The following is a 12,025-nucleotide window of genomic DNA, read 5'->3' as shown; positions in this document are numbered from 1 at the left end:
TTATGGAAGTCAATCAATATTTAGAGATGTTTATTGAAGAAAGTAAAGAGCATTTACAAGCGTGTAGTGAACATTTATTAGAATTAGAAAAAAATCCAGATGATTTGGCAATTGTTGGGGAAATATTCCGCTCTGCACACACATTAAAAGGTATGTCTGCCACAATGGGCTTCGAAGATTTAGCAGATTTAACCCATAAAATGGAGAATGTTTTAGATGCCATCCGTAATGAGAAGATTCATGTTACACCTGAAATTTTAGATGTTGTATTTGAATCTGTTGATCATTTAGAAGAAATGGTGATGGATATTGCTAACGGTGGAGATGGTAAGCGTGATGTTTCCTCAACTGTCGCACAACTAAAGCGTATAGAACTAGGTGAGGAAGCAATACCAGAGGTGGTAGCAACGGTTGCTGCACCGGTTGTTGAAAGTGTATTAGAATATGATTCGTTTGAACAAACAGTCATTACACAATCGGCTGAACAAGGCTTTAATGCTTTTGAAATTTCAGTAACATTACGTGAGGATTGCCTTCTTAAGGCAGCACGTGTATTTATGGTGTTTGAGATTTTAGAAAAAGATGGGGATGTCATTAAATCAAGTCCATCTGTTGAAAAGCTAGAAGATGAGCAGTTTGATCAACAATTTTATGTAGCTTTTGTCACAAAAACCACAGCTGAGGATATGCAGAAAAAGCTAATGAAAGTTTCTGAAGTTGATGAGGTTATTGTGACTACAATTGACCAAAGGAAATTTAGTGAAAAAGTATTTGAAGCGCAGCAAGAAGTAGCAGCAACTGCAACTGCAGTGGCTGAGGTAGCTGCTATACCAACAAATACGCCTGCTGCAAAAGCTGAGCCTGTTGCAAAGCCTGCTAAAGAAGCTACACCTTCCAAGGCTGACAAAAATCATGCACCTGTAGGTAATAAAACAATTCGTGTAAATATTGAACGTCTAGATATTTTAATGAACTTGTTTGAAGAGCTTGTCATTGATCGTGGTCGATTGCAGTCTATCTCTACTGAAGTAAATCATGGTGAACTAAATGAAACAGTAGAGCGTATGAGTCGTGTGATGGGTGATTTGCAAACTATTATTTTAACAATGCGAATGGTACCTGTAGAAACAGTGTTCAATCGTTTCCCGAAAATGATTCGTCAGCTATCACGTGATTTAAATAAGAAAATCAACCTTGAAATTATTGGTGCTGAAACTGAACTAGATCGTACAGTAATTGATGAAATTGGAGATCCGCTTGTTCACTTGATTCGTAATTCTGTGGATCATGGCATTGAGAATCCAACTGCTCGTCGTGCAAAAGGCAAGCCTGAAGAAGGAACTGTCGTATTGCGTGCCTATCATAGCGGAAACTACGTCTTTATTGAAATTGAAGACGATGGCGCGGGCATAAATCGAGAAAAAGTGTTAGCTAAAGCTATTTCAAAAGGTATTGTTACACAAGAACAATCCTATTCAATGTCTGATAAACAAATTAATGAGCTTATTCTAGCTTCAGGCTTCTCAACTGCAGATGTTATTTCCGATGTATCTGGTCGTGGAGTAGGTTTAGATGTTGTAAAAACAACGATTGAATCACTAGGTGGCAATATTTCAATTGAATCAACACAAGATGTTGGATCCATCTTCTCAATTCAATTACCACTGACATTATCAATTATTTCAGTTATGCTTGTGGAGATTGAAAAGGAAATTTATGCAATTCCACTATCTTCTATTATTGAAACATCTATTATCCGTTCATCAGAGATTATGAATGCGCATAATCAAAAAGTAATCGACTTCCGAGGCAAAGTTGTACCGTTGGTATTCTTAGAGGAAATCTTTGAGGTACCTCGTCAAGAGCATCAAGATGAAGAATTCCACTCAGTAGTGATCGTCCGTAAGGGTGAAAAACTTGCTGGTTTAGTGGTGGATTCATTCATTGGCCAACAAGAAATTGTCTTGAAGTCTTTAGGTAATTACTTAACAAATATCTTTGCCATTTCGGGAGCAACAATCTTAGGCAATGGTAAAGTAGCCTTAATTGTAGATTGCAACGCACTAATTAAATAAGGTGAATGAATAAGAGAGGTGTAAAGTATGACAAATGCAGTGGAGCAAGAAAGTATTAAAGTAATAGTTTTTCAGTTAGCAGATAAAGAATATGCAATTCCTGTGTCCCATGTTCAAGGAATTGAGAAATTAATGCATATCACACGTGTACCGAAAACAGCGAAATATGTAAAAGGTGTAATCAATCTACGAGGTGTTGTCACACCAATTGTGGATTTACGTGAACGTTTTGAATTACCTATTTCTGAACATGAGGAAACAACACGCATTATTATTATCTCATTAGAAGATATGGAAGTAGGCTTTGTAGTGGATTCCGCTAACGACGTTATTGATATTCCTGCAAGTGCTATTGAACCGCAACCAGAAGTCGTTGGCTCACTTGAAGAAGAATTTATTTCAGGCGTTGCTAAAGTAGAGAAGCGATTATTAATCTTATTACATTTAGAAAAAGTATTAAATCCACTAAAGTAGGGATCGATAATGACATTTAATCAAAAAATTACATCACTACATTTAGATGTATTAAAGGAGATTGGAAATATCGGTGCTGCGCATGCCGCGACAGCACTTTCCAATTTACTTGGGAAAAAAATTGATATGCGTGTTCCAAAGGTAGAGATGGTGTCCTTTAACGATATGATGGAGTTGGCTGGGGGATCAGAAAACGTAGTTGTTGGCATTTACCTTCGTATTGAAGGTGATGCAGAGGGAAGTATGTTCTTTATTTTACCTATCGAACAAGCAAACCGCTTTATACGTCGACTTATTTTCGATGACTCTTTTGACTTTAAAAAACGACCTGTTTCAGAGTTAGGTTTATCAGCTATGCAAGAAATGGGTAATATTTTATCGGGCTCCTATTTATCTGCCTTATCGGATTTTACTAATTTAAAAATTTATCCAACTGTGCCAGGTCTAAGTGTTGATATGTTTGGAGCTATAATAAGCATTGGTTTAATAGAATTATCTCATGTCAGCGATAATGTTATTGTTATAAATACATCCATTTTTGAAGAAGGTGTGGAAGACCATGAAACGGTGAGGGGTCATTTCTTCCTACTACCAGATCCTGACTCGTTTGATGCAATTTTTAAAGCATTAGGGGTTTCGTGATATGTTAACCAATAGTAGTGGACAAGTGATTAAAGTGGGAATTGCACAAATGGATGTAGTAAAGCTACCTAACACGATTCGAACTTCTGGTCTTGGTTCATGTGTTGGTGTTATTTTGTATGATGAGTCAAAAAAAATTGCTGGTTTAATCCATGTGATGTTACCAGATTCAAGTTTAGGAAGAGCTGAGTCAATCAATGTCGCGAAATTTGCAGATTCAGGGATTGCTGCAATGATTGATTTACTAAAGTTAGAAGGCGTTCAAAAATTTAAACTCAAGGCAAAAATTGCAGGGGGTGCGCAGATGTTCCAATTTACTTCTGACAAAGATACAATGCGTATTGGTCCCCGCAATGTAGAAGCTGTCAAAAATGAATTAAAGAGGCAGGGCATCCCTTTAGTGGCCGAGGATACTGGTGGAAATAGTGGTAGAACGATTGAATTTAATCCTGCAACGTCGATATTACACATCCGAACAGTTAACCAGGGAGTGAGTGAAATCTAATGTTTGGTTCTATATTTTACAACCTATGGGGAGCATTAATTGCCTTTTCTATTTATTTTTTTAGTACATTTCAAAAACCATTTACGCCTCTGCGAATCCTGATTGGCTCTTTTATTGTAGCAATCATCGCATTTTTTGTAATGTTTATTGTACGTTTTCTAATTGCTTACATCTTGTTTACACCAGAGGAAGATGAGGAAGCGGTTGAAGGCGATATAGAAGAAAAGGAACTTGAATCAATAGAAGGCGTAATACAAGAAGTGCCAATAGCTAATTCTACGGTTGAATTTCAAGATGAAAATTCCGAGGAAATTGCACAAGTAGTAAGAACGATGATGAATCGAGAAGAAGATCAACAAGTAAATGCGTAAAAGTAAGAGTCGTGAATAACGACTCTTTTTTATTGTGGCTGTGGAGTTTAGTATACGAAAAACTTAAGGAAATTAATTATTTTTATATAGCCATGCCTTTGGGCTAGGAGATATTTCACGCCCTGAGGCAGAAGAAATGGCGGACATCTTACGTGATGCAGGTATTACGATTGTGACGAGTGTCCCCCTCCGTAGAAAGTTTCCACCTGTTGGTTTATTACACAGTAAAGGGGTACGCGTTGCAATTGGCTGTGACAAGATCTTTGATGTTTGGTCCCCATTTGGTAACGGAGATTTATTAGAACGAGCTGGTCGTTTGGCAAAAAGCTCAGGTTGGGAAGATGAACGCTCATTAGCCCAAACCCTTCCATTTATTAGAGGGGGAAAAACCCCACTCAATCAAGCAGGTGAGCAAACATGGCCAAAAGTGGGAGATGATGCAAATATGGTGTTTGTAGAGGCTTCTTGCTCTGCTGAAGCAATTGCTCGAAGATCTCTACGTAAGGCAACTATATTCAATGGGAAATTTGTCTCTAGTACGATTTAAAGCATAATTTATTGAAAGAGTGGTTCTAATATTGGGTATTATTGCTCTTTTGTTCAATTTGTTCTTTGTTAAAAGAATTCAGTAGCTTCCTAAACTAAAAGCTTAATCATATCCAACTGTATCCAAGTATCATTACACAATCAGGATACAGTTTTTCTATGTCTTTCAAAAACAAAGGAATATATTAGAGACTAAGAGAAACAAATGAAATTATAGTCGATTCTTGTTATAATATAGGAAAGATGGCAACTGCTTATCGGGCTTTAACTACTCAGGGCTTACGTCTAGATTAGTTTAAATGTGGATTTTTATAAAAAAACTGAGAAATCCTGTTGAATGATAAATTTTAAGAGCGCAAGTAGTCGTTAGTAAACAGGCGTGAAAAAGCGTTTTTTAGAGAGGTGGATTTCATGACACAACCAATTCTGAACGATGAGCAAAAACTGTGGAATCGCTGGATACATGAGCGTGATCCAGATGCTGGCGATTTACTTATAAAAAAATACATTTCTTTAGTATCTTATCATGTCCAACGTATTGGTGCAGGTCTGCCAAAAAGCGTATCACGAGACGATTTAACCAGCTTAGGGATGGTAGGACTTTTTGATGCATTAAATAAATTTGACATTAACAGAGATTTAAAATTTGATACATATGCTTCGTTTAGAGTAAGAGGAGCTATCATTGATGGTTTACGAAAAGAAGACTGGTTACCACGGTCAGCGCGTGAAAAAGCAAAAAAATTAGATGCACAAATTGAACAACTAGAACAAAAATATATGCGTCATGTAACACCTGAGGAACTTGCTGAGCATATGGAAGTATCTGTTGAAGATGTCTATCAAACTGTACAAGAGCATTTTTTTTCAAATGTTCTTTCTATTAATGAACAACAAGACCAAGAAGAAACGGATGGCAAGTCTTTTGTCATACGAGACGATACAACAAAAACACCTGAGCAAGCTATCATTAAATCAGAGTTGTTAGATGATCTTGCGGAAAATATTCAGAAACTCAATGAAAAAGAACAGCTTGTCCTTAGTCTATTTTACACGGAGGAGTTAACTTTGACAGAAATTGGTGAAATGCTTGAACTATCAACCTCTCGTATTTCACAAATTCATTCAAAAGCGCTATTAAAGCTACGAAAGCTATTATCTAGTGAAATGATTAATGCGTAAATATCCTTGAGGGAGAGATTCCAATGAGTTTAAAAGGTGTCGAGTTACAGATTGCTATTCCAAAAACATTCGAAGCAGGAAAAATGGCGGATCAGGCACAGCAGCAAGTATTGGCTCAGCAAGCACATGCAAATGAAGCATTAAAAAAAGAAGTAGAGCGCAAGCAAAAAATTGTCAACACATCAGAAGGTATGGATGAAATTAGTGAGGATGAAGATGCGGGTGGTGAGTATTTAACAGGGATTCATAAAAAGAAAAAAAAGGATCAACAAGCAAAACAGGCACAACATCCGTTTAAAGGGAATTTCGTGGATTTTAGTGGATAGGAGTTTACAATGACAACCATTCTAATAGCGGTGCTATTCTTTTTACAGCTCATTTCATTTTACTTTCTTATCATTTTAAATACAAAGTTAGCAAAGTTTAAAGATTTGGAAAAGAAGCAAGAACGATTAATGAGGGAAATGGACGACACCATTAGTGTGTATTTAACTGAAATGAAAGATGAAAATGACCGTCTTATTAAAGAGCTACAAAATGTCTCTCAGTCAGAAATAGCTGCTAGTAGCTTGCAGCAAAAGGAACAATATATGACACCTCAGGAGCAGCCATCTTTGCCAGTAGTACACGAGGTGAAAAGTGATAGTTCTCTATCTTTAGAGAAGGATGCTCGTATCTATGTACCTAAAAATATAGTCGCAAATGCTTATTCACGTCAGCAACATACAGGCTCGAAAATGGTGAAAACAGCTCCACCTCTAAAAGTGGAGGAGCAAAAAGAAGCTGACAAATTGCTGACAGTGGAACAACAGGTTCTAGAATTAGCAAAGCAGGGAAAATCACCAGAGGAAATAGCGAAACAACTGCAAAAGGGTAAAACAGAAATCGAGCTTTTACTGAAATTCCATCACTAAATTGTTGCGAATCGTTCAAAGCTATGATATAGTTGCAAATGGTGTTATTACTACACACGCATTTTGATGCAGTAAGTGGTGCTCTAAGCTTAGGGTAGCTTGTTGTAGATGATAAATGCGGAGGATAAAAACCAAAATATTAGGAGGAAATTCACATGTCAGTAATTTCTATGAAACAATTACTTGAAGCTGGTGTACATTTTGGTCACCAAACTCGTCGTTGGAACCCAAAAATGAAGAAATATATCTTCGTTGAACGTAACGGGATCTACATCATCGACTTACAAAAAACTGTTAAAAAATTAGAGGAAGCTTATGACTTCATGCGTCAAGTTGGTCAAGATGGTGGTAAAGTTCTTTTCGTTGGTACGAAAAAACAAGCACAAGAAGCGATCAAAGATGAAGCTGAACGTTCAGGCAACTACTACATCAACCAACGTTGGTTAGGTGGTACTCTTACAAACTTCGGTACAATTCAAAAACGTGTTGCACGTATGAAACAAATCGAAAAAATGGAAGAAGAAGGAACTTTCGAAGTTCTTCCTAAAAAAGAAGTAATCCAACTTAAAAAAGAACACGAACGTCTAATCAAATTCTTAGGCGGTATCCGTGATATGCACGATCTTCCAGACGTAATGTTCGTGGTTGACCCACGTAAAGAACGCATTGCGGTTGCAGAAGCTCGTAAATTAAACATCCCTCTAGTAGGTATTGTTGATACTAACTGTGATCCAGATGAAATCGACTACGTAATCCCTGCTAATGATGATGCTATTCGCGCTGTTAAACTTTTAACTGCTAAAATGGCCGACGCTTTAATCGAGTCAAAACAAGGTGAAGAAGAAGCTCCAGCTGTAGAAGCTGCTGCTGAGTAATTCACGTTTACAAAAAGGTGATAAGTGGCTCAAAACCCTTATCACCTTTTTTAGAACCTATCATTAAATTATGTTCAACCAATTTGAGGAGGAAACACTAAATGGCAAACATTACTGCACAATTAGTAAAAGAATTACGTGAAAAAACTGGCGCTGGTATGATGGATTGTAAAAAAGCGTTAGTACAAACTGATGGCGACTTAGAAGCAGCTATCGACTTCCTACGTGAAAAAGGTCTTTCTTCAGCTGCTAAAAAAGCTGACCGTATCGCTGCAGAAGGTACAACTTACATTTTAGAACAAGGTAACGAAGCAATCATCCTTGAAGTAAATGCTGAAACTGACTTTGTTGCGAAAAACGACAAATTCCAAGTATTAGTTGCATCTTTAGCTGAGCAATTACTTGCTGCTAAACCTGCTTCAGTTGAAGCTGCTTTAGAGCTTGCAAATGCTGAAGGCGTAAAAATTGTAGATCAAATCTCATCTGCTATTGCAACAATTGGAGAAAAAATTACACTTCGTCGTTTCGAAATTAAAACAAAATCTGATGCAGATGCATTCGGTTCATACTTACACATGGGCGGTCGTATCGGTGTGTTAGTAACTTTAGAAGGTTCTACTGATGCAGCAGCTGCTAAAGATGTTGCTATGCACATTGCAGCAATTAACCCAACTTATGTTTCTCGCGATGAAGTTTCTGCTGAGGAAGTTGAACGTGAGCGTAAAGTATTAACTGAACAAGCTCTTAACGAAGGTAAACCAGAAAACATCGTTGCAAAAATGGTTGAAGGCCGTCTTGGTAAATATTTCGAAGATGTTTGCTTACTTGACCAAACTTTCGTTAAAAACTCAGATCAAAAAGTACGTGATTTTGTAGCTTCAACTGGTGGTTCTGTAAACGGCTTTGTACGTTACGCTGTTGGTGAAGGTATCGAAAAACGTGAAGATAACTTTGCAGAAGAAGTAATGAGCCAAGTTAAAGGTAACTAATTTAGCTTGCATTTGATTCTAATCAAATAATATCTAGATTATCTAGACAAAAAAATGGGGAACACAACATAGCGTGTTCCCTATTTTTCCGAAGTGAATGAAAAAATGAAGATAATTTTCTATTCTGCCTTATTCACAACTAGCAATTATTGTTAGATATACTATAATGGAAAAGGGAATAGGGATGTTTTAAATAAAGTCTTACGGAGGTTTACAATGAGTGTACCGCAATATAAACGAGTAGTTATTAAACTAAGTGGTGAAGCGTTAGCTGGAGAAGCGGGCTTCGGTTTATCACCAAAAATAATCAAGTCTGTTGCAGAAGAAGTAAAAGAAGTAGTAGATCTTGATGTAGAAGTTGCTGTTGTTGTAGGTGGCGGTAATATATGGCGTGGAAAAATAGGTAGTGAGATGGGAATGGATCGTGCTGCTGCGGACTATATGGGCATGCTGGCAACCGTAATGAACTCCCTAGCTTTACAAGATGCACTTGAAAAATTAGGCATTGAAACACGTGTTCAATCTTCTATTGTGATGACTCAAGTAGCGGAGCCATACATTCGTCGTAAAGCAGTTAGACATCTTGAGAAAAAGCGTGTCGTTATCTTTGCAGCAGGGACAGGTAATCCGTTCTTCTCTACTGATACGACTGCCGCATTACGAGCAGCAGAAATTGATGCTGATGCAATTTTAATGGCTAAAAACAATGTCGATGGCGTTTATTCAGCGGATCCTAAAGTGGATGAAACAGCCATTAAATATGATACACTCACATACTTAGACGTTATCCAACAAGGCTTACAAGTAATGGATTCAACGGCTTCAACTTTATGTATGGATAACGATATCCCGCTAATTGTTTTCTCAATTACGGAGCCGGGTAACATTAAACGTGCTGTACAAGGCGAAAAAATCGGAACAGTTGTTAGGAGGAATGTATAATGGCTAAACAAGTTTTAGAACAAGCTAAAGAAAAAATGAACAAAACAATCGCAGCTTTCTCACGCGAACTAGCATCTATTCGTGCAGGTCGTGCGAACGCATCTCTATTAGATCGTATTTCGGTTGATTACTATGGAGCAGCAACACCAATTAACCAACTTGCGGGTGTTTCTATACCTGAAGCTCGTTTATTAGTAATTACACCTTACGATAAATCAATTTTAGGTGATATTGAAAAAGCAATTATGAAATCAGATATTGGTATCACACCAACAAATGATGGTTCTGTCATTCGTCTTATGATTCCTGCTTTAACAGAAGAGCGTCGTAAAGATCTAGTAAAACAAGTGAAAAAAGAAGCGGAAGATGCAAAAATTGCTGTACGTAATGTTCGTCGTGATGCAAATGATGATTTGAAAAAACTTGAAAAAGCTGGCGAAATCACAGAAGACGATCTACGTGGCTATGGAGAAGATATTCAAAAGTTAACAGATGAATTCATTGTGAAAGTAGATCAAGTAGCGAAAGATAAAGAAAAAGAAATTTTAGAGGTGTAAATAAACCTTTTACACGTCTATGATGGAACTTTTTGATGAGATGAAGGCGTCCTATACTTAACAGGACGTCTTTTCTCTTTATTATTCATAGCCAAATTGCTTACTCAAATAGAGAGCATGCATGAATGTGAAAAGGTCATTAATGATACAATCAATTATTATTTAACAAACTCATTCTTTAATATGTGTATAGTTCTAAAATAAGCTAGTACATACATAGTCAATTTAGAGGGAAAAAAAAGACAAAAGGCGCTTTTGTTTGATATGATAGGTTAGTATACGTCCGATTAGTTGTAGTGGGGGAGTTAGCATGTTTAAAAAGCTATTAGGTAAACAAATAAATATGGATACACTATCATTGGAGGAGCGTGTGGCCCTAGCTAAAAGCGAGCCGATTCCTGCCCATGTAGCGATTATTATGGACGGAAATGGACGTTGGGCGAAGAAAAGAGCTATGCCACGTGTGGCTGGTCATCATGAAGGAATGAAGACGGTGCGTAAGGTGACGAGATTTGCGTCAGACCTGGGTATTAAAGTCTTAACTGTCTATGCATTTTCCACTGAAAATTGGAAGAGACCAAAACCTGAGGTAGATTTTCTTATGCGGCTACCTGTTGAATTTTTAGGTTCCTTTTTACCAGAAATGATGGAGCGTAATGTACGTGTCGAAATGATTGGAGACCCATCTTTATTACCTGCCCATACACAAAAAGCGTTGTATGAGGCAATGGAAGAAACGAAGCATAATACAGGGCTTATTTTAAACTTTGCGCTGAATTATGGTAGTCGTTCTGAAATGGTCAATGCCATGAAAATGATGCTTCAAAAAGTGCAGGACGGTCAATTAACGATGCAAGACATAACAGAAGATTGCTTAACATCTCATTTAATGACAGCTCATTTACCTGAGCCAGATCTTTTAATTCGTACAAGTGGTGAAGTGCGATTAAGTAACTTTATGCTATGGCAGCTCGCCTATACAGAATTTTGGTTTACAGATACATTGTGGCCAGATTTTAGTGAGGAAAACTTACTCGAAGCGGTGGAAAACTATCAGAAACGTAATCGCCGTTACGGTGGGTTGAAGGGAGAAGAAACAACTTGAAACAACGAATTATTACCGCAATAATTGCAGCAGCACTTTTCATTCCATTCGTTATTTATGGAAAAGTACCATTTGCCATACTTGTGCTAGCAATGGCTATTGTCGGTTTTTATGAAATACTTAAGATGAAAGGTATTTCCATCTTTTCTGTGCCTGGCTTCTTAGGACTGATCACTTTAATTTTACTCGTTATCCCGAAGGACTGGAGTGAAAGGGTTGTAGAATTAATAGGCTATTCGTCTAATCTAATGGTAGTCTATGGTCTAATGATGCTACTTCTTATTTACGTGGTTTTAGTAAAAAATAAAATTACTTTTGACGAAGTTGGCTTTATTTTATTAGGCACATTTTATGTGGGATTAGGATTCCATTATCTAATTGAAACTAGAAATGTTGGATTAGAGTATGTTGTCTATTGCTTATTAGTTGTTTGGACAACGGATTCGGGTGCATATTTTGTAGGTAGAAAATTCGGGAAAAATAAGTTATGGCCAGAAATTTCACCTAAAAAAACGATCGAAGGCTTTATAGGTGGAATAGTCATCGCTGTTATTTTTGCAGTATGTATGCAACTCATTTACCCATTCGCAAATGGTTATATATCACTTATTTTTGTAACGATTTTTGCCTCAATTGTTGGTCAAATGGGCGATTTGGTAGAATCTGCTATTAAACGTCACTTTGATGTAAAAGATTCAGGCAATATTTTACCAGGGCATGGGGGAATTTTAGATCGCTTTGATAGTCTATTATTTGTCGTGCCTCTACTTCATTTTTTACATTTATTTGGTAATTGATTGTATAGGAAAAGACATTTTGCTAAATCATTTGCTTAGATAGAAAAAGGG

At 37.1% G+C, this 12,025-nt stretch carries 14 protein-coding genes and 1 pseudogene; all 15 read left to right on the top strand.

From position 1 onward, the window contains the following. Window positions 1–2 precede the first annotated feature (2 nt). The 15 genes and pseudogenes from RCJ95_RS18130 (at window position 3) to RCJ95_RS18060 (ending at window position 11,974) form a co-directional block, all read left to right on the top strand. The gene (locus RCJ95_RS18130) at window positions 3–2,075 is read left to right on the top strand and encodes a chemotaxis protein CheA (RefSeq protein WP_221682753.1); all 2,073 of its coding nucleotides are present in this window, start codon (window positions 3–5) and stop codon (window positions 2,073–2,075) included. 27 nt (window positions 2,076–2,102) lie between these two features. Further along, complete coding sequence (locus RCJ95_RS18125) at window positions 2,103–2,549, top strand: chemotaxis protein CheW (RefSeq protein WP_004269272.1); 447 nt, start codon at window positions 2,103–2,105, stop codon at window positions 2,547–2,549. A gap of 9 nt (window positions 2,550–2,558) precedes the next feature. After that, complete coding sequence (locus RCJ95_RS18120; RefSeq protein WP_004269270.1) at window positions 2,559–3,191, top strand: chemotaxis protein CheC; 633 nt, start codon at window positions 2,559–2,561, stop codon at window positions 3,189–3,191. Between the two features lies 1 nt (window position 3,192). After that, entirely contained in the window at window positions 3,193–3,696 is a 504-nt protein-coding gene (locus RCJ95_RS18115; RefSeq protein ID WP_004269269.1) for a chemotaxis protein CheD, read from the top strand. After that, the gene (locus RCJ95_RS18110; RefSeq protein WP_221682752.1) at window positions 3,696–4,067 is read left to right on the top strand and encodes a hypothetical protein; all 372 of its coding nucleotides are present in this window, start codon (window positions 3,696–3,698) and stop codon (window positions 4,065–4,067) included. Before RCJ95_RS18115 ends, RCJ95_RS18110 begins: the two co-directional genes overlap by 1 nt. A gap of 88 nt (window positions 4,068–4,155) precedes the next feature. Continuing rightward, window positions 4,156–4,614: pseudogene (locus RCJ95_RS18105) on the top strand (amidohydrolase family protein); the annotation flags it as partial. Window positions 4,615–5,024: 410 nt separating this feature from the next. Next, the gene (locus RCJ95_RS18100; protein WP_036080567.1) at window positions 5,025–5,795 is read left to right on the top strand and encodes a FliA/WhiG family RNA polymerase sigma factor; all 771 of its coding nucleotides are present in this window, start codon (window positions 5,025–5,027) and stop codon (window positions 5,793–5,795) included. A gap of 23 nt (window positions 5,796–5,818) precedes the next feature. Then, the gene (locus RCJ95_RS18095) at window positions 5,819–6,121 is read left to right on the top strand and encodes an RNA polymerase subunit sigma (RefSeq protein ID WP_320940203.1); all 303 of its coding nucleotides are present in this window, start codon (window positions 5,819–5,821) and stop codon (window positions 6,119–6,121) included. Between the two features lie 9 nt (window positions 6,122–6,130). After that, window positions 6,131–6,709, top strand: a complete 579-nt coding sequence (locus RCJ95_RS18090) for a hypothetical protein (RefSeq protein WP_320940204.1) — start codon at window positions 6,131–6,133, stop codon at window positions 6,707–6,709. Window positions 6,710–6,864: 155 nt separating this feature from the next. Further along, complete coding sequence (rpsB, locus tag RCJ95_RS18085) at window positions 6,865–7,584, top strand: 30S ribosomal protein S2 (protein ID WP_004269262.1); 720 nt, start codon at window positions 6,865–6,867, stop codon at window positions 7,582–7,584. A gap of 101 nt (window positions 7,585–7,685) precedes the next feature. Beyond that, window positions 7,686–8,573: a translation elongation factor Ts gene (tsf, locus tag RCJ95_RS18080; RefSeq protein WP_131521886.1), complete on the top strand. Its 888-nt coding sequence runs from the start codon at window positions 7,686–7,688 to the stop codon at window positions 8,571–8,573. A gap of 216 nt (window positions 8,574–8,789) precedes the next feature. Beyond that, window positions 8,790–9,515: a UMP kinase gene (gene pyrH, locus RCJ95_RS18075; RefSeq protein ID WP_004269260.1), complete on the top strand. Its 726-nt coding sequence runs from the start codon at window positions 8,790–8,792 to the stop codon at window positions 9,513–9,515. Beyond that, window positions 9,515–10,072 carry a ribosome recycling factor gene (gene frr, locus RCJ95_RS18070; RefSeq protein ID WP_004269259.1) on the top strand — a complete coding sequence of 186 codons (558 nt, stop codon included), beginning with the start codon at window positions 9,515–9,517 and terminating at the stop codon, window positions 10,070–10,072. The genes pyrH and frr overlap by 1 nt, the downstream gene beginning before the upstream one ends. A 310-nt stretch (window positions 10,073–10,382) precedes the next feature. Continuing rightward, window positions 10,383–11,177 (top strand): isoprenyl transferase, encoded by a 795-nt coding sequence (locus RCJ95_RS18065; protein WP_004269258.1) that lies wholly within the window; start codon window positions 10,383–10,385, stop codon window positions 11,175–11,177. Further along, entirely contained in the window at window positions 11,174–11,974 is an 801-nt protein-coding gene (locus tag RCJ95_RS18060) for a phosphatidate cytidylyltransferase (protein WP_313150388.1), read from the top strand. Before RCJ95_RS18065 ends, RCJ95_RS18060 begins: the two co-directional genes overlap by 4 nt. Window positions 11,975–12,025: the final 51 nt, after the last annotated feature.

Source organism: Lysinibacillus sp. BSL11, from assembly GCF_052928325.1.
The sequence above is the reverse complement of the archived record's forward strand: the minus strand, read 5'-3'. Positions and strand labels throughout refer to the sequence as shown.

What these genes read in the sequence shown, in the direction of transcription:
- frr (WP_004269259.1), top strand. Translation starts at nt 9,515, where the DNA reads ATGGCTAAACAAGTTTTAGAACAAGCTAAAGAAAAAATGAACAAAACA.
- tsf (WP_131521886.1), top strand. Translation starts at nt 7,686, where the DNA reads ATGGCAAACATTACTGCACAATTAGTAAAAGAATTACGTGAAAAAACT.
- RCJ95_RS18090 (WP_320940204.1), top strand. Translation starts at nt 6,131, where the DNA reads ATGACAACCATTCTAATAGCGGTGCTATTCTTTTTACAGCTCATTTCA.
- RCJ95_RS18125 (WP_004269272.1), top strand. Translation starts at nt 2,103, where the DNA reads ATGACAAATGCAGTGGAGCAAGAAAGTATTAAAGTAATAGTTTTTCAG.
- RCJ95_RS18095 (WP_320940203.1), top strand. Translation starts at nt 5,819, where the DNA reads ATGAGTTTAAAAGGTGTCGAGTTACAGATTGCTATTCCAAAAACATTC.
- RCJ95_RS18100 (WP_036080567.1), top strand. Translation starts at nt 5,025, where the DNA reads ATGACACAACCAATTCTGAACGATGAGCAAAAACTGTGGAATCGCTGG.
- RCJ95_RS18130 (WP_221682753.1), top strand. Translation starts at nt 3, where the DNA reads ATGGAAGTCAATCAATATTTAGAGATGTTTATTGAAGAAAGTAAAGAG.
- RCJ95_RS18110 (WP_221682752.1), top strand. Translation starts at nt 3,696, where the DNA reads ATGTTTGGTTCTATATTTTACAACCTATGGGGAGCATTAATTGCCTTT.
- pyrH (WP_004269260.1), top strand. Translation starts at nt 8,790, where the DNA reads ATGAGTGTACCGCAATATAAACGAGTAGTTATTAAACTAAGTGGTGAA.
- rpsB (WP_004269262.1), top strand. Translation starts at nt 6,865, where the DNA reads ATGTCAGTAATTTCTATGAAACAATTACTTGAAGCTGGTGTACATTTT.
- RCJ95_RS18115 (WP_004269269.1), top strand. Translation starts at nt 3,193, where the DNA reads ATGTTAACCAATAGTAGTGGACAAGTGATTAAAGTGGGAATTGCACAA.
- RCJ95_RS18065 (WP_004269258.1), top strand. Translation starts at nt 10,383, where the DNA reads ATGTTTAAAAAGCTATTAGGTAAACAAATAAATATGGATACACTATCA.
- RCJ95_RS18120 (WP_004269270.1), top strand. Translation starts at nt 2,559, where the DNA reads ATGACATTTAATCAAAAAATTACATCACTACATTTAGATGTATTAAAG.